Origin of the sequence: Salibacterium salarium (assembly GCF_030813635.1) — a bacterium.
GTDB lineage: Bacteria > Bacillota > Bacilli > Bacillales > Marinococcaceae > Salibacterium > Salibacterium salarium.
The window spans coordinates 1-20474 of sequence record NZ_JAUSUM010000005.1 but is presented as its reverse complement, the minus strand read 5'-3'; the positions used below and the strand labels follow the sequence as shown (position 1 = coordinate 20474).

Annotated in this window: 32 protein-coding genes; 29 read left to right on the top strand and 3 right to left on the bottom strand. The window is 40.9% G+C overall.

Annotation, left to right across the window (positions count from 1 at the left end; translation table 11 throughout):
- Window positions 1-22: 22 nt before the first annotated feature.
- The 27 genes from rplF to salA all read left to right on the top strand — a co-directional run bounded on the left by rplF (window position 23) and on the right by salA (window position 17558).
- Window positions 23-559, top strand: coding sequence for a 50S ribosomal protein L6 (gene rplF / locus J2S78_RS16480; RefSeq protein ID WP_306900353.1), 537 nt, complete (start codon window positions 23-25; stop codon window positions 557-559).
- Window positions 560-595: 36 nt separating this feature from the next.
- A complete protein-coding gene (gene rplR, locus J2S78_RS16475; protein WP_306900350.1) occupies window positions 596-958 on the top strand; it encodes a 50S ribosomal protein L18 in 363 nt (120 codons plus the stop codon).
- A gap of 19 nt (window positions 959-977) precedes the next feature.
- Complete coding sequence (gene rpsE, locus J2S78_RS16470; protein WP_306900347.1) at window positions 978-1475, top strand: 30S ribosomal protein S5; 498 nt, start codon at window positions 978-980, stop codon at window positions 1473-1475.
- Between the two features lie 13 nt (window positions 1476-1488).
- Window positions 1489-1677: a 50S ribosomal protein L30 gene (gene rpmD / locus J2S78_RS16465; protein ID WP_125563665.1), complete on the top strand. Its 189-nt coding sequence runs from the start codon at window positions 1489-1491 to the stop codon at window positions 1675-1677.
- Between the two features lie 31 nt (window positions 1678-1708).
- Complete coding sequence (rplO, locus tag J2S78_RS16460) at window positions 1709-2149, top strand: 50S ribosomal protein L15 (protein ID WP_125563663.1); 441 nt, start codon at window positions 1709-1711, stop codon at window positions 2147-2149.
- Entirely contained in the window at window positions 2149-3438 is a 1290-nt protein-coding gene (gene secY / locus J2S78_RS16455; protein ID WP_306900343.1) for a preprotein translocase subunit SecY, read from the top strand. The genes rplO and secY overlap by 1 nt, the downstream gene beginning before the upstream one ends.
- Window positions 3439-3508: 70 nt before the next feature.
- Window positions 3509-4162, top strand: coding sequence for an adenylate kinase (locus J2S78_RS16450; protein WP_306900341.1), 654 nt, complete (start codon window positions 3509-3511; stop codon window positions 4160-4162).
- Complete coding sequence (map, locus tag J2S78_RS16445) at window positions 4159-4905, top strand: type I methionyl aminopeptidase (RefSeq protein ID WP_306900339.1); 747 nt, start codon at window positions 4159-4161, stop codon at window positions 4903-4905. Before J2S78_RS16450 ends, map begins: the two co-directional genes overlap by 4 nt.
- Window positions 4906-4923: 18 nt before the next feature.
- Window positions 4924-5232, top strand: a complete 309-nt coding sequence (locus tag J2S78_RS16440) for a KOW domain-containing RNA-binding protein (RefSeq protein WP_306900337.1) — start codon at window positions 4924-4926, stop codon at window positions 5230-5232.
- 4 nt (window positions 5233-5236) lie between these two features.
- A complete protein-coding gene (gene infA, locus J2S78_RS16435; RefSeq protein ID WP_026702375.1) occupies window positions 5237-5455 on the top strand; it encodes a translation initiation factor IF-1 in 219 nt (72 codons plus the stop codon).
- An 81-nt stretch (window positions 5456-5536) separates the two neighbouring features.
- On the top strand, window positions 5537-5650 hold the full coding sequence (rpmJ, locus tag J2S78_RS16430; protein ID WP_120194610.1) for a 50S ribosomal protein L36: 114 nt from the start codon (window positions 5537-5539) through the stop codon (window positions 5648-5650).
- A gap of 19 nt (window positions 5651-5669) precedes the next feature.
- Window positions 5670-6038, top strand: a complete 369-nt coding sequence (rpsM, locus tag J2S78_RS16425) for a 30S ribosomal protein S13 (protein ID WP_125563156.1) — start codon at window positions 5670-5672, stop codon at window positions 6036-6038.
- Window positions 6039-6062: 24 nt separating this feature from the next.
- Window positions 6063-6455, top strand: coding sequence for a 30S ribosomal protein S11 (rpsK, locus tag J2S78_RS16420; RefSeq protein WP_125563718.1), 393 nt, complete (start codon window positions 6063-6065; stop codon window positions 6453-6455).
- 185 nt (window positions 6456-6640) lie between these two features.
- Window positions 6641-7585, top strand: coding sequence for a DNA-directed RNA polymerase subunit alpha (locus J2S78_RS16415; protein ID WP_125563152.1), 945 nt, complete (start codon window positions 6641-6643; stop codon window positions 7583-7585).
- A 44-nt stretch (window positions 7586-7629) separates the two neighbouring features.
- Window positions 7630-7995 carry a 50S ribosomal protein L17 gene (gene rplQ / locus J2S78_RS16410; protein WP_125563150.1) on the top strand — a complete coding sequence of 122 codons (366 nt, stop codon included), beginning with the start codon at window positions 7630-7632 and terminating at the stop codon, window positions 7993-7995.
- A 178-nt stretch (window positions 7996-8173) separates the two neighbouring features.
- On the top strand, window positions 8174-8986 hold the full coding sequence (locus tag J2S78_RS16405; protein ID WP_306900315.1) for an energy-coupling factor transporter ATPase: 813 nt from the start codon (window positions 8174-8176) through the stop codon (window positions 8984-8986).
- Window positions 8983-9852, top strand: a complete 870-nt coding sequence (locus J2S78_RS16400; protein WP_306900314.1) for an energy-coupling factor transporter ATPase — start codon at window positions 8983-8985, stop codon at window positions 9850-9852. Before J2S78_RS16405 ends, J2S78_RS16400 begins: the two co-directional genes overlap by 4 nt.
- A gap of 6 nt (window positions 9853-9858) precedes the next feature.
- A complete protein-coding gene (locus J2S78_RS16395) occupies window positions 9859-10656 on the top strand; it encodes an energy-coupling factor transporter transmembrane component T family protein (RefSeq protein WP_306900312.1) in 798 nt (265 codons plus the stop codon).
- A 12-nt stretch (window positions 10657-10668) separates the two neighbouring features.
- Entirely contained in the window at window positions 10669-11409 is a 741-nt protein-coding gene (truA, locus tag J2S78_RS16390; RefSeq protein ID WP_306900310.1) for a tRNA pseudouridine(38-40) synthase TruA, read from the top strand.
- Between the two features lie 189 nt (window positions 11410-11598).
- A complete protein-coding gene (gene rplM / locus J2S78_RS16385) occupies window positions 11599-12036 on the top strand; it encodes a 50S ribosomal protein L13 (RefSeq protein ID WP_306900309.1) in 438 nt (145 codons plus the stop codon).
- 22 nt (window positions 12037-12058) lie between these two features.
- Complete coding sequence (rpsI, locus tag J2S78_RS16380) at window positions 12059-12451, top strand: 30S ribosomal protein S9 (protein ID WP_306900307.1); 393 nt, start codon at window positions 12059-12061, stop codon at window positions 12449-12451.
- A 264-nt stretch (window positions 12452-12715) separates the two neighbouring features.
- Complete coding sequence (locus tag J2S78_RS16375; protein ID WP_306900305.1) at window positions 12716-13225, top strand: MepB family protein; 510 nt, start codon at window positions 12716-12718, stop codon at window positions 13223-13225.
- A 275-nt stretch (window positions 13226-13500) separates the two neighbouring features.
- A complete protein-coding gene (locus J2S78_RS16370) occupies window positions 13501-14127 on the top strand; it encodes a TetR/AcrR family transcriptional regulator (RefSeq protein ID WP_306900303.1) in 627 nt (208 codons plus the stop codon).
- Complete coding sequence (locus J2S78_RS16365) at window positions 14117-14785, top strand: MBL fold metallo-hydrolase (protein ID WP_306900302.1); 669 nt, start codon at window positions 14117-14119, stop codon at window positions 14783-14785. Before J2S78_RS16370 ends, J2S78_RS16365 begins: the two co-directional genes overlap by 11 nt.
- Before the next feature lie 408 nt (window positions 14786-15193).
- Complete coding sequence (locus tag J2S78_RS16360) at window positions 15194-15634, top strand: DUF2521 family protein (RefSeq protein WP_306900301.1); 441 nt, start codon at window positions 15194-15196, stop codon at window positions 15632-15634.
- A 77-nt stretch (window positions 15635-15711) separates the two neighbouring features.
- A complete protein-coding gene (cwlD, locus tag J2S78_RS16355; RefSeq protein WP_306900300.1) occupies window positions 15712-16419 on the top strand; it encodes an N-acetylmuramoyl-L-alanine amidase CwlD in 708 nt (235 codons plus the stop codon).
- A gap of 89 nt (window positions 16420-16508) precedes the next feature.
- On the top strand, window positions 16509-17558 hold the full coding sequence (gene salA / locus J2S78_RS16350; RefSeq protein ID WP_125563086.1) for an iron-sulfur carrier protein/transcriptional regulator SalA: 1050 nt from the start codon (window positions 16509-16511) through the stop codon (window positions 17556-17558).
- A 54-nt stretch (window positions 17559-17612) separates the two neighbouring features.
- Here salA and gerD read toward each other — a convergent pair whose 3' ends face one another.
- Window positions 17613-18095, bottom strand: coding sequence for a spore germination lipoprotein GerD (gene gerD, locus J2S78_RS16345; protein WP_306900299.1), 483 nt, complete (start codon window positions 18093-18095; stop codon window positions 17613-17615).
- Complete coding sequence (locus J2S78_RS16340; protein ID WP_306900298.1) at window positions 18077-18214, bottom strand: hypothetical protein; 138 nt, start codon at window positions 18212-18214, stop codon at window positions 18077-18079. The genes gerD and J2S78_RS16340 overlap by 19 nt, the downstream gene beginning before the upstream one ends.
- Window positions 18215-18383: 169 nt before the next feature.
- Here J2S78_RS16340 and J2S78_RS16335 point away from each other — a divergent pair, with 169 nt between their 5' ends.
- The gene (locus J2S78_RS16335) at window positions 18384-19001 is read left to right on the top strand and encodes a KinB-signaling pathway activation protein (RefSeq protein ID WP_370871583.1); all 618 of its coding nucleotides are present in this window, start codon (window positions 18384-18386) and stop codon (window positions 18999-19001) included.
- A gap of 45 nt (window positions 19002-19046) precedes the next feature.
- On the opposite strand, the gene pdaB is transcribed toward J2S78_RS16335, so the two are convergent.
- Window positions 19047-19808 carry a polysaccharide deacetylase family sporulation protein PdaB gene (pdaB, locus tag J2S78_RS16330; RefSeq protein WP_306900296.1) on the bottom strand — a complete coding sequence of 254 codons (762 nt, stop codon included), beginning with the start codon at window positions 19806-19808 and terminating at the stop codon, window positions 19047-19049.
- Between the two features lie 100 nt (window positions 19809-19908).
- On the opposite strand from pdaB, the gene J2S78_RS16325 reads away from it, so the two are divergent.
- Window positions 19909-20145, top strand: coding sequence for a hypothetical protein (locus tag J2S78_RS16325; protein ID WP_125563092.1), 237 nt, complete (start codon window positions 19909-19911; stop codon window positions 20143-20145).
- The last annotated feature ends 329 nt before the right edge of the window (window positions 20146-20474 follow it).

The window sequence follows — 20474 nt, the reverse complement described above, 5'->3', positions numbered from 1 at the left end:
TGTCAGAACGGAGGTGTATTGAATGTCCCGTATTGGTGTAAAACCTATTGAAATTTCAAGTGATATTTCCGTAACGAAGGACGGAAATACCGTTACGGTTAAAGGGCCAAAGGGTGAACTTACTCGTAATTTGCATCCGGATATTACAGTTAATGTCGGAGAAAGCGAAATTACAGTAGAACGCCCATCCAACCATAAAGAGCATCGCTCTCTTCACGGAACAACTCGTAGTATCGTGAACAATATGGTTGATGGTGTGAAGAATGGATTTGAAAAAAGCCTTGAATTAGTCGGTGTTGGTTATCGTGCCACTAAGTCTGGAGAAAAGCTTGTATTGAACGTCGGTTATTCCCATCCGGTAGAAATTACACCGGAAGAAGGTATCGAAATTGATGTTCCTTCCAACACAAAAGTTGTTGTAAAAGGTATAGATAAAGAGCGCGTTGGTGCTATGGCATCTAACATTCGTGCAGTACGAACTCCTGAACCTTATAAAGGGAAAGGTATTCGCTATGAAAACGAATATGTTCGTCAAAAAGTAGGTAAGACTGGTAAGTAACGTTTGTGGTAATCGTTACGAAAGGAGGAGCGTATCATGACAACGAATTCTGAAAAATACGCAACTCGGAAGAAGCGTCATGCGAGCATTCGGCAAAAGATTAAAGGCACTTCCGAGCGTCCGCGTTTAAACGTATTCCGTTCTTCCAAGCATATATACGCACAATTGATTGATGATGTAAAAGGGATCACTATTACGTCCGCTTCTACATTAGAAAATGATATTAAATTGGAGAACGGTGGAAATAAAGATGCAGCACAAAAAATTGGAGAAATTGTTGCGAAAAGAGCAACGGAGAAAGGCTATGACTCCGTAGTATTTGATCGTGGCGGCTTTGTATATCATGGACGTGTGCAAGCATTAGCAGAAGCAGCTAGAGAAAACGGACTAAAATTTTAAAGTGATGGGAGGGAAAACAATGCAAATTGATGCTAGCAAGCTTGATGTAGAAGAAAGAGTGGTAGCGATCAACCGTGTGGCAAAGGTAGTTAAGGGCGGTCGTCGATTCAGATTCGCGGCGCTTGTCGTTGTAGGTGATCGTAATGGACACGTTGGCTTTGGTATGGGTAAAGCTCTTGAAGTACCGGAAGCTATACGAAAAGCAGTAGAGAATGGAAAGAAAAACATGGTTGAAGTTTCGAGAAAAGAAACCACTATTCCGCATGAGATTGTAGGTCGTTTCGGAGCTGGAAACGTACTATTGAAGCCAGCTTCTGAAGGTACAGGTATTATTGCGGGTGGTCCAGTACGTGCTGTTCTCGAACTTGCAGGAGTACACGACATTCTCTCCAAGTCTCTTGGTTCAAATAACCCGATTAACATGGTTCGCGCTACTATTCAAGGTCTGACTGAATTGAAAACAGCTGAAGATGTTGCCAGACTACGTGGTAAAAGCGTTGAAGAATTGTTAGGATAAGGAGGGAAACAAAATGGCTAAGAAAGTTGAAATTACCCTCAGCCGCAGTTTGATTGGCCGCCCGCAAGATCAGCGTGTTACAGTAAACACGTTGGGACTTCGCAAGGTCAACCATACTGTTGTTAAAGAAGATAATTCCGCAGTCCGTGGAATGATTAATAAAGTGTCTCACTTGTTAACCGTAAAAGAATTGGACGCATAACGTTACATTTAAGTGATAGGGAGGTGTCATCATGAAACTTCATGAATTGAAGGCGGCAGAAGGATCCACAAAGAACCGCAACCGTGTAGGCCGTGGTCCTGGTTCTGGCAATGGTAAAACATCAGGACGTGGACAAAAAGGTCAAAATGCTCGTAGTGGCGGCGGTGTTCGTCCTGGTTTTGAAGGTGGTCAAAATCCAATTTATAAGCGTCTTCCAAAACGTGGTTTCACAAATCCGACCCGCAAAGAGTTCGCGATCGTGAATGTAGAATTACTGAATCGTTTTGAAGCAGGTACTGAAGTTACCCCAGAACTTCTTTTAAAAGAAGGCGTTATTAACAAAACGAAAGACGGCGTGAAAATTTTGGGTAACGGTAGTATAGAATCAGGACTGACCGTGAAAGCGAACAAGTTCTCTGCTTCTGCTGCAAAAGCGATTGAAGCGGCCGGCGGAAAAACAGAGGTGATCTAATGTTCCGCTCGATCTCCAATATTTTTCGCGTGAGTGATCTAAGAAATAAAATCTTTTTCACTCTAGCAATGTTACTTGTTTTTCGAATCGGTAGTTTTATACCGATTCCGGGCTCTAACAACGACGTATTGAATTTCCAAGACCAAGCAAATGCCTTTGGATTTTTAAATACTTTCGGTGGAGGGGCCTTGTCTCAGTTTTCGATATTTGCTATGGGTGTTATGCCCTATATTACTGCATCCATTGTTGTACAATTGTTACGAATGGATGTTGTTCCCAAATTTACAGAATGGGCAAAGCAAGGAGAAGCAGGACGAAAGAAATTAGCTCAATTTACGAGATATTTCACCGTTATTCTTGCTTTTTTACAAGGCTTGGGGATGTCCGTTGGATTTAACAATATATTTGCTGGATTAATTCCAGATCCAAGCATTCCTAAGTATATATTTATTGCACTGGTTATGACGGCTGGGACTACATTTTTAATGTGGCTCGGTGAGCAAATTACAGCCAAAGGTGTTGGAAACGGTATATCTATTATGATTTTTGCCGGTATTGCTGCTGGAATACCTGGAGGAATCAATCAGATATATGCGACACAAATCCAAGATGCTGATCAACTATTCACTGGTATTGTGACGATTATCTTTCTTGCGATTGGTGTGTTGGCAATCATTGTTGGTGTCATTTACGTGCAACAAGCCTTACGTAAAGTCCCTATTCAGTATGCAAAACGTCTTGTAGGACGGAGTCCGGCAGGCGGTCAGTCGACCCATCTCCCTTTGAAGGTTAACTCAGCTGGTGTTATTCCGGTGATTTTCGCACTGTCATTGTTTATTTTCCCGCCAACTGTTGCTGGTTTTGTTGGGGAAGGTAGTGCGATTGCGGGATGGATTACCGAAAACTTTGATTATACTCAACCAATCGGTATGGTTATCTACGCAGCTTTAATCATCGGTTTCACGTATTTCTATACGTTTGTTCAGGTTAATCCAGAACAAATGGCAGAAAACCTGAAGAAGCAGGGCGGATATATTCCAGGAATACGCCCGGGCAAAACGACAGAAACTTACATTCGTAGGATTTTATATCGTTTAACCTTTGTTGGGGCACTATTCCTTACGGTTATATCGATTATCCCAGTGTTTTTTACAACACAAGTGGGATTACCGCAAACCATTCAGATTGGTGGTACCGGTCTGCTTATCGTCGTTGGTGTAGCTCTGGATACTATGAAGCAAATTGAAAGCCAGTTAATCAAGCGAAGTTATAAAGGGTTTATTAAATAGATGTAATTGGGGAGAGGCTCTACTACTGTTGCCTAGCCCCTGGCTGAAATCGGAGCTTGGAGGAGATATCGTGAATTTGATATTAATGGGGCTGCCCGGTGCCGGAAAAGGCACACAAGCCGAGAACATTGTAGAAAAACATGAAATACCCCACATTTCAACAGGGGATATGTTCCGCGCAGCCATAAAAGATGAAACAGAGCTGGGGAAACAGGCGAAATCGTATATGGATGCGGGTGAACTTGTTCCTGATGAAGTTACAGTAGGTATTGTTCGAGAAAGACTTGCTAAAGATGATTGCCAAAAAGGTTTTCTTCTTGACGGATTTCCTCGTACCGTTGCACAGGCAGAAGCCTTGGAAGGTATTCTATCCGACTTGAATAAGTCATTGGATTATGTATTGAATATAAACGTCGATAGAGAGAATCTTGAAACGAGACTTACAGGTCGCAGAGTTTCTCCTACGTCAGGTAAGACGTACCATGTGGAATTCAATCCTCCGCAAGTGGATGGAATTTGCGACGTGGATGGCAGTGAATTGATTCAAAGAGATGACGATAAGCCAGAAACGGTGAAAAAACGTCTGGACGTTAATATTGAACAGCAGCAACCTTTGATTGATTTTTATAAAGAAAAAGGATATCTTCGTAATATAGATGGAGATCAAGATATTGATAAAGTGTTTAAGGATGTTGAAGAACTGTTGAAAGGACTTCATGCATGATTATTTGTAAAACAGATCGCGAACTCGATATAATGCGGGAAGCGGGTAAAATTGTTGCCTTAACACATCAAGAATTACAAAAGCATATTAAACCAGGTGTAACAACGCAACAATTGGATGATATTGCTGATGAAAAAATTCGTGATCATGGGGCAACACCGTCATTCAAAGGCTATGGCGGCTTTTCCGGCAGCATATGCGTTTCAGTAAATGAAGAGTTGGTACATGGAATTCCGGGTACTCGGACATTGAAGGATGGCGATATCATTTCTATTGATATCGGAGCAGATTACAATGGTTATCACGGAGATTCCGCATGGACGTATCCAGTTGGAACCATTTCCAAGGAGGATCAGCGCTTGCTTGATGTAACCGAGGCTTCATTGTTTAAAGGATTAGATGAAGCCGTCCCGAAGGAGCGCTTATCGAATATTTCCCATGCTATTCAATCCTATGTAGAACCACATGGTTTTTCCATCGTTCGCGAATATGTAGGTCATGGAGTTGGTCAAGAATTGCATGAGGATCCACAAATTCCTCATTTTGGTCCTCCAGGTAAGGGTCCTCGTTTGAAACCGGGAATGGTTTTGGCCGTAGAACCAATGGTGAATGCCGGAGAGCGCTATGTTCATACGCTTTCTGATAATTGGACTGTTGTTACGACCGATGGCAAGAATTGTGCCCACTTTGAGCACACGATTGCAATAACCAATACGGGCTATGAGATTTTAACTCAAGCCTAATAAACAGGTGATGCCAGGATGAATGATGCTGAATCGCCGCCCGGGGTCGGTCAAATTGTCCGTATCAAACAAGGACGTGAGGCTGGCAACTTTGCGGTTGTTATTGGAGTGGAAGATGAACGTTTTCTTTTGTTAGCAGACGGAGAAAAACGTAAATTCGACCGGGCTAAGAAAAAAAATATTAGCCATGTGGAAATGTTTCCGCATACTTCCAATGAAGTGAAACGAAGTATTGAAGAGACCGGACGTGTTACCAATGCAAAATTAAGGTTTGCTCTGTTAGACTTTTCACAGGAGCAACCGGAATTACTGAAGGAAGGAGAGTAAATGCATGGCCAAAGATGACGTAATTGAAATGGAAGGCACAGTAATCGAACCACTTCCGAATGCGATGTTTCGGGTGGAACTGGAAAATGGGCATAAGATTTTAGCTCATGTCTCCGGTAAAATTCGAATGCACTTTATTCGTATTCTTCCAGGAGATAAGGTTACTGTAGAAATTTCTCCGTACGATTTATCCCGCGGACGAATTACGTACCGCTATAAATAAAAACCGGCTCAGCTGGTTAAAGAGTCCGCAAGATATGTTTACTCTCGCATGTACTCCGCGTAGTTAAGGAGGTAAATGGACATGAAGGTGAGACCATCTGTCAAACCAATGTGTGAAAAATGCAAAGTCATTCGCCGTAAAGGTACGGTAATGGTTATTTGTTCCAATCCAAAGCATAAACAAAAACAAGGTTAAGTAAAGGAGGTGCTGATAGATGGCACGTATCGCAGGTGTTGATATTCCTCGTGATAAACGAATCCCGATTTCATTAACTTACGTTTTCGGCATTGGTAAATCGCTGGGACAACAAATTGTTCAAGAAGCAGGAATTGATGAAAGTACTCGTGTACGTGATTTGACCGAAGAAGAACTTGCCAGCATTCGTACAATTGTAGATAATAAATATACAGTTGAAGGTGATCTTCGTCGTGAAAAATCACTTAACATTAAGCGTTTAATTGAAATTGGTAGTTATCGCGGTCTTCGTCACCGTCGTGGTTTGCCTGCAAGAGGTCAAAACACGAAAAATAACTCCCGTACACGTAAAGGCCCTCGTCGGACTGTAGCAAACAAAAGGAAATAATAAAGCAAAGGAGGTATATGCACTATGGCTAAAGCAAAGACCAACACTCGTAAACGTCGCCAGCGTAAAAATATAGAGTCTGGTGTTGCCCATATCCGCTCTACTTTTAACAATACGATTGTGACTATTACGGATACTCAAGGTAATGCACTTTCATGGGCAAGTTCAGGAGCTCTTGGATTTAAAGGTTCACGTAAATCCACACCGTTTGCGGCTCAAATGGCTGCAGAGTCAGCTGCGAAAACGGGAATGGAGCACGGCTTGAAATCTGTAGAGGTGGCTGTTAAAGGTCCTGGAGCTGGTCGTGAAGCAGCTATCCGTTCCTTGCAGGCAGCAGGACTTGAAGTAAGTATCATCCGCGATGTGACTCCGGTACCTCATAATGGTTGCCGTCCACCGAAACGTCGCAGAGTTTAACCCGCAGAAGTATAGTTTTTCCTGAAGTGTCAATAATGGGTAAGGCTATGCAAATGGACGGATCCCCTTACGCATTGTTGACGAGTAAGGTTGGTCATATGTCGGGAACTGCCTATTGCAAGATTCCGAAAGGCCGAAAAAAAAGGCCCGGAATTTGGACGTTTTGAAGGAGGGTATATACTAGAATGATCGAAATCGAAAAGCCTAATATCGAGACGGTTGAATTAAGCGAGGATGCCAAGTACGGCAAATTTGTCGTGGACCCGCTCGAACGCGGTTATGGCACAACTTTAGGGAACTCCTTGCGTCGTATCCTTTTATCCTCCCTTCCAGGAGCTGCTGTAACTACGGTTCAAATTGATGGTGTTCTTCACGAATTTTCAACCATTGAAGGTGTTGTAGAGGATGTTACAACCATTGTTTTGAATTTAAAGAAGCTTGCTCTGAAGATTTACTCCGATGAAGAGAAAGTACTTGAGATTGACGCGCAGGGCGAAGGTGTAGTTACCGCTAAAGATATAACACATGATAGTGATGTTGATATTCTTAATACGGACTTACACATTGCAACACTAACAACAGGCGCTAATTTTCATATGCGTATTACGGCTCAGCGTGGCCGCGGTTATGTTCCTGCAGAAGGAAATAACAGCGACGATCTGCCTATTGGTGTATTACCAGTCGATTCTATTTACACGCCAGTGGATCGTGTGAATTATCAGGTAGAGAATACACGTGTTGGTCAAATCACAAACTATGACAAGTTAACGCTTGATGTTTGGACGGATGGAAGTATTCGTCCAGAAGAGGCGATATCACTAGGCGCAAAAATTATGAACGAACACTTGAATATATTTATTGGACTGACTGATCAAGCACAAAATGCGGAGATTATGGTTGAGAAAGAAGAAGATCAAAAAGAAAAGGTTCTTGAAATGACTATTGAAGAACTGGATCTATCCGTACGTTCGTATAATTGCTTGAAGCGTGCTGGTATCAATACGGTTCAAGAGCTTACTCAAAAGTCGGAAGAAGATATGATGAAAGTTCGTAATCTTGGGCGTAAATCGCTTGAAGAAGTTCAGGAAAAACTAGGTGAACTTGGTCTTGGTCTTCGTGATGAAGATTAATTCCAATGTGTAACTAGTTTCCCGGAAAAAGGAGGGAAATATACATGTCTGCATATGCAAAGCTTGGACGTGACAGTTCTGCCCGTAAAGCACTATTTCGTGACCTTGCGACAGATCTAATCATTAATGAACGTATTGAAACAACTGTAGCAAAAGCGAAGGAGCTTCGTCCTATCGTTGAGAAAATGGTGACGCTAGGCAAGCGCGGGGATCTTCATGCTCGCCGTCAGGCTGCTGAATTTATCCGTAAAGAAATCGCTGATGAGGAAAACAACAAAGATGCTGTTCAAAAGCTATTTGACGACATCGCGCCGCGTTTTGAAGAGCGTCAAGGCGGATATACTCGAATTTTGAAAGCAGGTCCTCGTCGTGGAGATGCTGCAGAATTGGCTATTATTGAATTTGTATAAACGAATCTCGTTTATACATTCTTTTCGTAACAGCAACAAATATTAGTATGATGTTAAGGGGCAGGACCAACCTATTCAGGAAGTCTGCGCCCTTTTTTTATGGAAAAGTATTATAATTGTTAACCTTTTATCAATTATATGTTAACATTTAGATATTCAAGAATAGGACGTGGTAAGAATGGAAGCGGTGGATCTTCAGGATTTGTATTTTCGATATAAAGAAGAGGAATCTTTTGCCGTTCAATCTGTTAATGCTTCCATTCGTCATGGAGAGTGGATTGCCGTGATTGGACCAAATGGGTCTGGCAAATCTACTTTGTCCCGTCTTTTTAACGGTTTACTGATGCCTACTTTAGGTGATGTTTATATAAATGGTAAATCTACACAAACAGAATCTGATTTGATTGCTATTCGCCGCGATGTAGGGATGGTATTTCAAAACCCGGATCATCAGTTCGTTGCTCCGACGGTACGTGATGATATTGCGTTTGGGATGGAAAACGCCGGTATGGAGCGTGAGGAGATGAAAGACAGAATTGCCGAGGTGTCGAAAGCTACTGGAATTGACCATCTGTTGGAGTCAGAACCTCATCGTTTATCCGGAGGTCAAAAGCAACGTGTTGCTATTGCAGGTGTACTAGCATTACAGCCTCAAATAATGGTTTTTGATGAAGCGACCTCCATGTTGGATCCTGCTGGCAGAAGAGAAGTAATGGCGACGACTAAGAAACTTCATCAACAAGAGGGCATAACCATTGTTTCTGTTACACATCGCTTACAGGAAGCTCTGATGGCCGACAGAATTTGGTATATGGAAGAAGGCCAGCTTGGTTTTGATTTACCCTCTGAGCAATTATTTGAGCAGCTTGAACTCCTTACGCATAAAAATATTCCTCTTCCTTATGTACTTCAATTGCTTCAGCAGGTACGACAAACTTCGTTACAGGGATCTTTCTTGGAACAGAAGATGAAGGACGGTCTTTTTGTATGAATATTAGATTGGAACATGTCCATCACATTTTTATGGAAAAAACCCCATTTGAAACAAAGGCCTTAAATGACGTCACAGTGAGCTTTGAAGATGGATCCTTCTCGGCAGTCATCGGGAAGACCGGATCAGGCAAATCGACGCTTGTACAACATATAAACGGTCTTTATAAGCCGAACTATGGTTCTCTGTTTATAGGTGATCAAGAAATCCATTCCAAAACAAAGCGAAAAGTGCGCAAAGCCCTTCGTAAAAAAGTAGGAATGGTATTTCAATACCCTGAACATCAGTTGTTTGAAGATACTGTGGAGAAGGATATTTTGTTTGGACCGAAAAATGCAGGATTTCACCTTGATGACATGAAAAAGAAACTGCCGGAACTGCTGGAAAAGGTGGGGTTAGACGAATCTGTTTTAGAGCGTTCTCCATTTGATTTAAGTGGAGGACAAATGAGGAGAACGGCGATCGCTGGAGTGCTGGCAATGGAACCAGACGTTCTTATATTAGATGAACCGACAGCAGGTTTGGATCCAGAAGGACAAGAGGCTATCATGTCCTTATTTAATGAATGGCATCGCGAAAAGCGGACAACCATCATTATGATTACGCATCAAATGGAAGAAGTCTCTCGTTTAGCTGAAACAGTTATTGTCATGGACGATGGAAGGATACAGATGCAGGGCACACCAGATGAAATTTTCCGAAGAGAGTCGGAAGTTCGCGCTTTAGAGTTGGATGTGCCAGAACGGGTCAACGTTTTAAAACACATAGAAAAAGAAACAGGTATGTCATTTTCGTCTTGGACGTTAAGCCCGAAAGAAGCAGCAGCAGAAATGCAGCGCAAAGATTGGTTAGATAAGAAGGAGTAACCCCATATGTTTGAGCACGTCATTATTGGACAGTATCTTCCCGGATATTCATTTTTACATAAAATGGACGCAAGAGCTAAACTTTTAGCTGTGTTTATATTTATTTTCACTATTTTCATGATAGAGACATGGGCAGGATACGGAGTACTTTGGGGCACCGCTATTATAGTATTTTTTATGTCAGGTGTTCCTTTTCGTTATGTGCGAAAAGGAATGTTTCCGATATTTTTATTAGTTATTTTCACTTTTTTTTTACATGCCCTTTTTACTCAGGAAGGGGAAGAACTGTTTTCGATAGGTGTTTTCGCCCTTTATGAAGGCGGAGTTGAACAGGGGTTATTTATAGCGTTTCGTTTGCTGTTACTCGTATTTATTACTTCGTTGTTAACCTTGACAACTAGTCCTATTGATTTAACGGATGCATTGGAGCAATTATTTACGCCATTTAAACGTATCGGTATTCCGGCACATGAGATTGCCTTAATGATGTCCATTGCGATTCGATTTATTCCGACGTTGCTGCAAGAAACGGAAAAAATCGTAAAGGCTCAATCGGCTCGGGGAGCTGACTTCACGAGAGGGTCTTTTAAGGAGCGCTCACAAGCTTTTGCGGCGTTATTGGTACCATTGTTTGTTAGAGCTTTTAAACGTGCAGAGGACTTGGCTCTTGCGATGGAGGCCCGGGGTTATAACGGCGGTGAAGGACGGACAAAGCTTCGTCAGTTAACCTGGCGTCTTTGGGATAGCGTAATATGCTTTTTGATGCTGGCGCTGGCTGTGTTGTTATTTGTATTTGCAAGATAAGGAGAGATGGCCATGCAACGAGTGAAGGCTATTATTAGTTATGATGGAACAAATTTTTCAGGCTGGCAAGTGCAGCCTGGGGCACGGACCGTTCAAAAAGAAGTAGAAGAGGTGTTGACGAAGATTCATAAGGGGCAAAGAACGTCGGTCATTGCATCCGGAAGAACGGATTCTGCGGTACATTCTGTTGGTCAGGTGATGCATTTTGATACACCGTTTGCGATTCCGGAAGAAAAATGGCCTAAAGCGATCAACAAACTGCTGCCGCCAGACGTACAAGTTAAAGCTTCGTTTTACGTGGACTCTTCTTTTCATGCTCGATTTGACGCAGTGGAGAAAGAATATCGATACCGTGTTCATAATGTGAAGGAAAAAGATATTTTCAGACGGAACCATGTTTATTTTTATCCCTATCCGATAAATGTTGAAGATATCAAACAAGCGGCATCTTATATGGTTGGCACCCACGATTTTTCATCGTTTTGCGCTTCACGGACGGATGTGGTTGATATGGTACGGACGATTCATGAGGTGAGAGTAGAAGAACATAGAGACGAATTGCATTTTGTCTTCCGGGGAAGCGGTTTTTTGTATAACATGGTAAGAATTATGGTGGGTACTTTGCTCGAAGTGGGTAAAGGGCTACGGCAATCGGATGATGTCCCTGGAATCATAGAAGCAAAATCACGGCCGGCTGCTGGTAATACAGTTCCCGGCCACGGCCTGTATTTATGGGATGTGTCGTACGATTAAAAGGAATATAAAAAATAATAAAAACAACGATTCCGTGTGTTGCAAAGCATTGACATAAGCCTTGCGATATTATATGATGTTATTTGGCATTTCAAGTCCCACAAGCCCCGGGATCGGAAATGAAAATACAAAGACAAGTGTAAAAAAATAGACGAACGGTGAACAATACATGATTTAGGAGGGAAAACAATGCGTACAACTTACATGGCACATCCTGGAGATATTGAACGCAAGTGGTACGTGATTGATGCAGAAGGCCAAACGCTTGGTCGTTTGTCCAGTGAAGTAGCTTCCATCCTTCGCGGCAAACAAAAGCCTCAATACACTCCACATATCGATACAGGAGATAATGTGATTATTGTCAATGCACAGCACATTAAGCTTACTGGTAACAAACTAGAAGACAAGTATTACTATCGTCACAGTCAATATCCTGGTGGATTGAAAAAGACTCGTGCTTTAGAAATGCGTCAAAACAAGCCGGAACGTATGCTTGAATTGGCAGTTAAAGGAATGCTTCCAAAAGGATCCCTTGGACGTCAACAAGCGAAAAAGCTTCATGTCTATGCTGGAGCGGAACACAATCAGCAAGCACAACAACCGGAGACGTACGAACTTCGCGGATAAAAAACAAAAGGAGGGTATTATCTTGGCACAAGTGCAATATTATGGTACTGGACGTCGTAAAAACTCTGTAGCCCGTGTATTTGTTGTACCTGGCGATGGAAAGATTACGATTAATGATAGAAACATTGATGAGTATTTTGACCTTGAAACACTTAAGCTTGTGGTGAAGCAGCCACTAGCAGAAACTGGTACAGAAGGTCAATATGACTTGAAAGTCAACGTAAACGGCGGAGGTTTCACTGGTCAGGCTGGCGCAATCCGTCATGGTCTTTCCCGTGCTCTTTTAGAAGTGGATCCGGATTTCCGCAAACCACTTAAAGATGCAGGTTACCTTACTCGTGATTCCCGTATGAAAGAACGTAAGAAATACGGTCTTAAATCAGCGCGTCGTGCACCACAATTCTCGAAGCGTTAATATTCCCTTTATATCAAAGGTTCCACCCTCTTTGCTCATTTGCAGCAGAGAGGGTTTTTGTTTTTCATGGAGCGATTGAATATTTCTTTCACATCTTTTTTCTGTAAAAATTTTTTAATACAAGATAAAGGTGCCTCCTCTCCATATGTATTTGCATGGCGGTTATTTATTTTTTATAGATATTTGGACATTGTGTTAAAATTGGGATAACCTTGATTTGAGAGGTATTGGATCTAGTAGTATAAAAAATAAGGGGTAAAAGTAGTGAATGAATTTTATAAGGCGTTAACATATGTAAATAAAAATTTTTATGAGCCCAATCACTTCATTATAAAAGCTATCCGAGAAGAAGCGCAAAATTCAGATTATGGGGCGGGTATATTTCAGTTAAACTCGAAATCGGTTAGATTTAGAGTCGCAAAGAAAACACCTGCTAAGATAGGACAGTTTGTTGTTTTTTGGGAAAAAGATAGGAATCATAAAAACCAAGCCTTTTCATATGAAAAGGCTACTGATTTATTAGTTATCAATACCTTTACTAGTGAAAATAATTATGGACAATTCGTTTTTCCAAAAGAAATTCTTGTAAAACAAAATATCCTTAAAACAGCCACTACAAAAGGAAAAATGGCAATTAGAGTTTACCCTAGATGGGAAAAACCAACTAGCAAACAGGCTATCGAAACTCAAAAATGGCAATTGGAATATTTTGTTGAGGTGAATAAACGAAATCATTTACCCTTACAAGAACTATTAAAGCTATATTCTAACTAAAATTGGATAGAACTAAGCTGGCTAATAGTTTGTGAAAAATTACACTTAAACACTATATTTCCAGAAGCGTTAAAATCCCTTTGTAACAAGGGTTCATCCCTCTTTGCTCATTCGTAGCAGAGAGGTTTTTTTGGCTCTATAGTGAATGATGTGGTTCCCTTTGATAAATCAGGATGCACAACGAAAGAAAAAAATGAAGATCTCACTATTAGAAAAAGTTTACAAGGAACTTGACAATTTTGATAACCATTGGTTATTGAGGGGAATTACTACGGATGAAAAAGAGAGAACTGCAAGCGGAAAATACGAAAAGGGAAATCTTAAAGGCGGCGGAAGAACTCTTTTCTTCCAAAGGGTTTGAGTCAGTTACGATTAGACAGATAGCCCAAAAGGCAAAATGCTCCCATACAACAATCTATTTATACTTCAAGGATAAGGAAAATTTGTTACAGGAGTTAGCTATGCCCCCACTTTTAAAATTAAATGGGAGGATGGAAAAAACGCTACAAGATCAAACTTTAGAACCCTTGCAGAAATTAAAATTAATCTGTAAAGACTTTATAGACTTTGCCTTAAATCATCGAAGTGTGTATTCGATATTGATTATTGTTCGTGCTGAGCGCGTCGATGTACCCCCTGATCTAAAAATGAATGTCGTACGAAATTTACTCTTTAAACATTTGGAAACCGCCGTTATGGATTGTCTTAATATTATGGATGACAAACAGAGTCTTCTATGTTCAAGAATATTTTTCTTTAATCTTCACGGCCTGATTATGACCTATATTTACAAGGAAGAGCCGCTCGATCAGTTGTATGAAAGAGTATTACCTGTTCTGGAACAATCGATTGAAATTCTTATTACAGGAATGAATATTGGAGGCGTCCACAATGAGAATTAAAAGAATTTCCAAACACGTTTGGAGCATCAGCACTTGGCTAATTGTTCCCATTAACGTTTGGCTGGTAAAAGACGAAAAGGGCCTGATATTAGTTGATGCTGGTATTCCCATGATGGCAAATGGCATTTTAAAATATATCGATCAATTAAATTTTGGTCCACTATCGCGGATTTTACTTACACACGGTCATTCAGACCATGTTGGAGCAATCAAAAAAATAAGATCAAAACGAAACGTTCCAGTTTATGCACACCAGGAAGTAATACCATTTATAGAAGGGAAATTCCCATATCCTCGCAGAAAAAAGGCTCAAGTCTTGATAGAACCTTCCATCACAACACCATTAGACGAAGATGCTCAGCAACAGTTGAAACCAATAGGAGATCTCATACCTCATCACACCCCAGGACACTCACCAGGACATGTTGTTTATTATCATCAAAAAGTTAACATTTTAATAGGAGGCGATCTATTTACAAGCAGAAGACAAAGAATACGAAAACCGATGTCAATGTTTACCGCCAACATGGCTCAGGCAATAAAAAGCGGCCAAATCGTAAAGAAATTAAAACCGAAAAGCTTGTGTGTTTGCCATGGCAATGAAGTTCAAGATCCTCACAAGCAATATGATTTGTTGAGGGAAAAACTGCTTTCATAAAACAGGGAGGCCATATGGACAAATTAAAACTTTTTTGTATCCCGAGGTTCTGCTAAGGTTTTTATCCAATGTAAAAAATGCCTTCATCATTTTATCGAATTGTACCCTAAAATCGCCCCCGCCTTTGAAAGAACGTAACAAATACGGTCTCAAAGCAGCCCGTCGTCGTGCACCACAATTATCGAAGCGTTAATATTCCCTTTATATCAAGGGTTCCACCCTCTTTGCTCATTCGTAGCAGAGAGGGTTTTTTATGTTTATTTGTTTTGGTAATAACAGAAATATTGTGAGGAAAGCTTATAGCCACGGGGTTTTCTTATCGATGTTGCAGGCTTCCCTTAGATGCCAGATACCGACAGTATGACAAGTCTCAGCCTTCATATACTAATGACTGAGGGGGGGAGGCACATGGGGATTGTCATTTCTTTAGAGCCTCATCGAATAAAAAAAGAATGGCTCGAAGAAAAAAAGCTCTTGCAGGATGTTCAGGTTAAGGAAATTCAAGCCACAGCTGAAAAAGTGTTTGTACCAGTATTTCGGTACTTTCGGTTTCCTTATTCATTTCTAGAAGAAGCATGTATGGATCTTGCACTTGAGGCGTTTTTATCCGGTGGGAAATTCAGCCGTTATGTCGAAAATGGAGTGCTTGTTTTTAAATTCCAAATTCAAGCGGCGCTGGCTATCGGACGTATTGCGAAAGAGTTGCATGAATTCATGAAAAGCTGGGTTGATGATGACCCGGCATGTGAAAGTCCTGAAGTAAAAGAAGCCGTTGAGTCTTATATCGCCTTCTGGTGGAAACGAGGACTGGAGGCTGGTACAAAACGACAATTACTTCGGTACCGTTGAATAATGAAATCGTAATAAATCACCCGCTCCATCATATAAATGAAACAAGCTATTTATTGAAAGGGAGCGGGCGTTATATGAAAAAATGGCTTGGAATCGCCATTCTATTCATAGTATTAGCAGCCGCCGGTTGGTTTATACAAGATCGTATGTCATCAAAAGATACGACAGCCGGATGGCATTTACCTTTATCAGGAAAAGTCATTATTCTAGACCCGGGTCATGGCGGCGTAGATGGCGGTGCTTCAAGTAAAGAAGGCCTGTTGGAAAAAGAGGTCGCGCTCTCCATCAGCTTCATGCTTCGGGATTACTTACAAGAAGCTGGTGCGATTGTGTTTATGACTAGAGAAGGAGATTATGATTTAGCAGGAGAAGATATCCGCGGTTATAGTAAACGAAAAACAGCTGACTTACATAAGCGGCTTGATATTGTTAATGAAAGCGGCGGAGACTTATTTGTAACGTTTCATTTGAATGCCACACCGTCCACTAGAATAAGCGGATCACAAACGTTTTATCAACCTCGTGTTCCATCGAACGAAAATTTGGCAAAACTGATTCAAGAAGAACTTCGCCACAATCTAGAAAACACGAATAGAGAGGCAAAAGCTATTAATGAATTATTTATACTTAATCAGGCGGATATACCAGGTGTGCTCGTGGAAGCAGGGTTTCTTTCAAATCCTACGGAAGGGAAGCTGCTAGGAGAAGAAGAACATCAAAATAAAATTGCGTTTTCTATTTATCAAGGTCTGCTGAGATATTACGCAGGCGAAGAATTATAGAATTTTGGTTGCAAACATTTGAAAAAAAGGCACCATGCAAGGTATGCTATAATTGCAACAACTTGCGTATGAAAAGGATGGTGTCCGATGTGTTAAGTGAAGATCAGATTGTTGATGCTTTGAAAAATATCGAAGATCCCGATCTCAAAAAGAGTATTGTAGAGACCGGAGGGGTTCGGGAAGTTAAGATAAAAGAAGATAATGTCAGTTTAAAAATCGCCCTGGCTAAAACAGGAACACCTGAACAAATGCAGCTACAACAAAAAATTGTACAAGTTGTTAAAGAAGCAGGTGCGGAATCTGTTGGCTTACGGTTTGACACCCTCGACGACGAAGAAGTGAGAGAGCTTGGAGGACCAGAGGAAAAACAAAAAGCATCTCTACTCTCGGAAGACAACCCAGTAGAATTTATTGCAGTGACAAGCGGTAAAGGCGGCGTTGGAAAATCAACTGTGTCCGTCAATATTGCGACATCTTTGGCGAATGCCGGGAAAAAAGTCGGCATCATTGACGCTGACATTTACGGATTTAGCGTTCCGGACATGATGGGCATTGAACAACGCCCAACTGTTGAAGGTGAAACCATTTATCCGGTAGAACGTTTTGGCGTGAAGGTTATCTCGATGGGCTTTTTCGTAGAAGACAATGCGCCTGTCGTGTGGAGAGGTCCGATGCTCGGCAAAATGTTAAATAACTTCTTTAATGAAGTGGAATGGGGAGAACTCGACTACTTAATCCTTGACTTGCCACCAGGAACAGGGGATGTGGCACTTGATGTGCATACGATGCTGCCAGAATGCAAAGAATTAGTCGTTACAACTCCTCACGCAACGGCTGCATTTGTCGCTGCACGCGCTGGTGCGATGGCGATAAAAACGAACCATCAAATTTTAGGGGTCATCGAAAACATGGCCTATTTCGAAAGCAAAAAAACGGGTGAGAGAGAGTATATCTTTGGACAAGGCGGCGGTGAACGTCTAACCGAAGAATTGAAAACAGAAATGCTAGGTCAAATTCCATTAGGACAGCCAGACATAGACAAAGAAGACTTTGCTCCATCGGTTTATGAAGCAGACCATCCTATTGGAGAGATTTACAATAATATCACCGATAGAATTATGGAGAAGATAGGGAAATAAAACATAAATACAGCACCTGGAGATATGTGATATTCCCAGGTGCTGCATTTATGATTATCCACCGCCGCTTCCTCCCCCAGAACCACCGCTATCTTCTTTACTCATTTGCTGCTCTGCGACTTTATCTAGTATTTCCGTTATTTTTGCTTTGAATTTTGGACTTTCTAGAGCTTCAGACATAATTGTCATCACTTGCTTTCGATGTTCTTTTCCCTTTAAAACCTCTAGTGTTGCTTTTTCCATTTCAGGATTTTTCATCACATCTATCATCATTTGCTGATATTCTGGGTCTTTCATTAACGCTTTCAACATCTCTTCATTTTTAGATTGCATACTATTGGCAAAAGTTTTGGCAAACTTAGGATCTTTCATCATTTCTTCCCAAAACGCTTTTCCCTTTTCGGCATTTAACGTATCTTCCACCGTTTTCTTTATAATATCCTGATCCATAATAATTTTTTCCCGCATAGATTCTTCACTTAAAATGTCACTCAGAGCACTTTTTCCTTCGTCAGATTTTAATAAATCCACGAGCATTTTTTTGTTTCTTCGTACTCGGAGCTGTTATTCCCCTGTTCTTCAGCCGCGGCAGCACATCCAAGCAACATACAAAAACAGACAATTGTAACGAAGCCGGCTTTTATATAAGATGTCATCCTTCTTACTCCTTTCTGTATTTCTCCCTCTCCAACGTGTTACGGTACTTTTTCTTAATATGGTGTGTTTGTGAAAAAATTATGCACAACAGAGACGTCATGTAGCTTTTTCCCTTTTTGGTTGGTAAAATCAGAACGGAAGTGATTCATTCGGAATAAGAGGAGCGCGATGGTTTTGAATACGAGAAAATTGGTTTATCTTTTTGTTTCCACTCTCTTAATTGGGGCTTCAAGCGGCGCAATTATCGGGATATTATTAGATACGGAAACCTATTTCAGCGGAGGTTTTTTTAACTTCTTTTTTGGGCTTTTATGGATGTTTGGGATGAGTGCGGCTATCAGCCTGGTGGCGCAAATGGGGTATTTTGCTTATTTGACTCTCCAGCGCTTTGCTCTTGGTGTGTTCAAATCAGTGAGGCTGTGGAATCGAATCCAAGTTGTATTAATTCTATTCGTCCTTTTTGATCTCATTTATCTACGTTATATCGCATTCGCGACAGACGAGGAAACGTTATGGGGCTATGTTTTGATGCCTGTATTGCTATTCCTTTATTGTATGGCGGTAGCTTTTCAGAAGCAAAAGGAAACAAACAGAGAAACGTTTGTCCCAGCTCTGTTTTTCATGTTTGTCGTTACCACGATAGAGTGGGTGCCAGCTTTGACGGTGGACATCGTTAATGATACGAAATGGTTATGGATTTATTTAACCCCGCTACTTACAGCAAACACGTGGCAATTACTTACCTTGCACCGTCTTACTCGTGCATCTCAACAGAACAAAGGATAATTTTGAAATATCTGGGCCTCTCTACAAGCCCAGATATTTTGATTATTAATTAATTTCCTCCACTTCCGTATTTGCTTGAGAGATAAGTTCTTCAATATTAACAAACGAATAATTTTGATTCTTTAATTCAGTCAAGATGGAAGGCAATGCATCCCCTGTTTGCTTTGCTGAATCCGAAGCGTGAAGTAAAATGACGTCTCCAGGTTCCACGTCTCCTGTAATGTTTGCTACAATTTGTTCCACTCCAGGATTATTCCAATCATTCCCTCCGACACTCCAGTGAACGGTGGAGTAGCCGAACTGTTCTATTTTTTCCAACACTGTTTTGTTAAAATCTCCGTGCGGCGGGCGAAAATATTTCACATCAAGCTCCGTCACGTCTTTAATTTTTTTATGGCTTAAGTTCAAATCTCTTACAATTTCGTCATCATCCAAACGGGGATAATGCTCGTATCTGTATCCATGATTTCCAATCGTATGCCCATCTTCAACAATCCGTTCCGTAATTTCGGGGTGTCGTTCCGCCCATGCTCCTGAAATGAAAAAAGTAGCCGTAATATCATTTTCTTTTAACGTATCAAGGATAGGGAGGGCCCGATCTTCTCCCCAACTTATATTAAACGTTAATGCGACTTTCTTTTCTTCAATATCTGCTCGATAAAAAGCGGCAGGGCTTTCCTCTGTAGAAAAGACAGGAAAGACAGATCGGTTCACCAAAAATCCTCCTGCCATAATGAAAATGGCCATAGCTGAAATAATATAAATCTTCATTCGCCGGCTGCTGATAATCCATACTTTTTTTGACAACGTGTCCGTCTCCTTTCGAGAGATATCTCTTGGCATAAATTTATGCCAAAACGGACAAGATATGAATAAATAGCTGTTTTTTAGAAAAAGAGGGGATTACATGCTTGGACTGCTCATTCGTAAAAAAGAGGCACAAGAACTGGAATACATAATAAAAAGGGAATTAGAAGAGTTGTTATTAGATTTTGAAGATGAAAGAATAGAAGAAACAGTGAAAAAAGTGATGGAAGAAAAATATAAAATTGTATTTGGGTTATACCGTCGTATTGCTTCTCCGGAGGAATGCAGTAAATATATTAAGTCATTTAAGAACAGTTATTCTCAACGTGAATCATAGCGAAAATATTTTATTAAAATTAATTGTTGACGCTCCATGGTCACCGTGTTAAATTATTAATTGCGCCTTCGAGAGGAAGAAGGCATCGATAAAAAAATTATATTTCGTTGTTGACCTAATCAACGTCGGATGATATGATTATTAAGTCGCTAATTAAGGCGAAGAAACACGAAAAAACAGTTGTTCTTTGAAAATTGAATGAAAGTCAAGCGTCTGTCAATTCAAGCAACAAACATCGATTCAACATCGATTGAATCAATCAGTTAGAATCAAACATCTTTTTATTGGAGAGTTTGATCCTGGCTCAGGACGAACGCTGGCGGCGTGCC

Excerpts from the sequence above, each read along its gene's own strand:
- rplF (WP_306900353.1), top strand. The coding sequence starts at position 23 with ATGTCCCGTATTGGTGTAAAACCTATTGAAATTTCAAGTGATATTTCC.
- rplR (WP_306900350.1), top strand. The coding sequence starts at position 596 with ATGACAACGAATTCTGAAAAATACGCAACTCGGAAGAAGCGTCATGCG.
- rpsE (WP_306900347.1), top strand. The coding sequence starts at position 978 with ATGCAAATTGATGCTAGCAAGCTTGATGTAGAAGAAAGAGTGGTAGCG.
- rpmD (WP_125563665.1), top strand. The coding sequence starts at position 1,489 with ATGGCTAAGAAAGTTGAAATTACCCTCAGCCGCAGTTTGATTGGCCGC.
- rplO (WP_125563663.1), top strand. The coding sequence starts at position 1,709 with ATGAAACTTCATGAATTGAAGGCGGCAGAAGGATCCACAAAGAACCGC.
- secY (WP_306900343.1), top strand. The coding sequence starts at position 2,149 with ATGTTCCGCTCGATCTCCAATATTTTTCGCGTGAGTGATCTAAGAAAT.
- map (WP_306900339.1), top strand. The coding sequence starts at position 4,159 with ATGATTATTTGTAAAACAGATCGCGAACTCGATATAATGCGGGAAGCG.
- J2S78_RS16440 (WP_306900337.1), top strand. The coding sequence starts at position 4,924 with ATGAATGATGCTGAATCGCCGCCCGGGGTCGGTCAAATTGTCCGTATC.
- infA (WP_026702375.1), top strand. The coding sequence starts at position 5,237 with ATGGCCAAAGATGACGTAATTGAAATGGAAGGCACAGTAATCGAACCA.
- rpmJ (WP_120194610.1), top strand. The coding sequence starts at position 5,537 with ATGAAGGTGAGACCATCTGTCAAACCAATGTGTGAAAAATGCAAAGTC.
- rpsM (WP_125563156.1), top strand. The coding sequence starts at position 5,670 with ATGGCACGTATCGCAGGTGTTGATATTCCTCGTGATAAACGAATCCCG.
- rpsK (WP_125563718.1), top strand. The coding sequence starts at position 6,063 with ATGGCTAAAGCAAAGACCAACACTCGTAAACGTCGCCAGCGTAAAAAT.
- J2S78_RS16415 (WP_125563152.1), top strand. The coding sequence starts at position 6,641 with ATGATCGAAATCGAAAAGCCTAATATCGAGACGGTTGAATTAAGCGAG.
- rplQ (WP_125563150.1), top strand. The coding sequence starts at position 7,630 with ATGTCTGCATATGCAAAGCTTGGACGTGACAGTTCTGCCCGTAAAGCA.
- J2S78_RS16405 (WP_306900315.1), top strand. The coding sequence starts at position 8,174 with ATGGAAGCGGTGGATCTTCAGGATTTGTATTTTCGATATAAAGAAGAG.
- J2S78_RS16400 (WP_306900314.1), top strand. The coding sequence starts at position 8,983 with ATGAATATTAGATTGGAACATGTCCATCACATTTTTATGGAAAAAACC.
- J2S78_RS16395 (WP_306900312.1), top strand. The coding sequence starts at position 9,859 with ATGTTTGAGCACGTCATTATTGGACAGTATCTTCCCGGATATTCATTT.
- truA (WP_306900310.1), top strand. The coding sequence starts at position 10,669 with ATGCAACGAGTGAAGGCTATTATTAGTTATGATGGAACAAATTTTTCA.
- rplM (WP_306900309.1), top strand. The coding sequence starts at position 11,599 with ATGCGTACAACTTACATGGCACATCCTGGAGATATTGAACGCAAGTGG.
- J2S78_RS16370 (WP_306900303.1), top strand. The coding sequence starts at position 13,501 with ATGAAAAAGAGAGAACTGCAAGCGGAAAATACGAAAAGGGAAATCTTA.
- J2S78_RS16365 (WP_306900302.1), top strand. The coding sequence starts at position 14,117 with ATGAGAATTAAAAGAATTTCCAAACACGTTTGGAGCATCAGCACTTGG.
- J2S78_RS16360 (WP_306900301.1), top strand. The coding sequence starts at position 15,194 with ATGGGGATTGTCATTTCTTTAGAGCCTCATCGAATAAAAAAAGAATGG.
- cwlD (WP_306900300.1), top strand. The coding sequence starts at position 15,712 with ATGAAAAAATGGCTTGGAATCGCCATTCTATTCATAGTATTAGCAGCC.
- gerD (WP_306900299.1), bottom strand. The coding sequence starts at position 18,095 with ATGCTCGTGGATTTATTAAAATCTGACGAAGGAAAAAGTGCTCTGAGT.
- J2S78_RS16340 (WP_306900298.1), bottom strand. The coding sequence starts at position 18,214 with ATGACATCTTATATAAAAGCCGGCTTCGTTACAATTGTCTGTTTTTGT.
- J2S78_RS16335 (WP_370871583.1), top strand. The coding sequence starts at position 18,384 with ATGGTTTTGAATACGAGAAAATTGGTTTATCTTTTTGTTTCCACTCTC.
- J2S78_RS16325 (WP_125563092.1), top strand. The coding sequence starts at position 19,909 with ATGCTTGGACTGCTCATTCGTAAAAAAGAGGCACAAGAACTGGAATAC.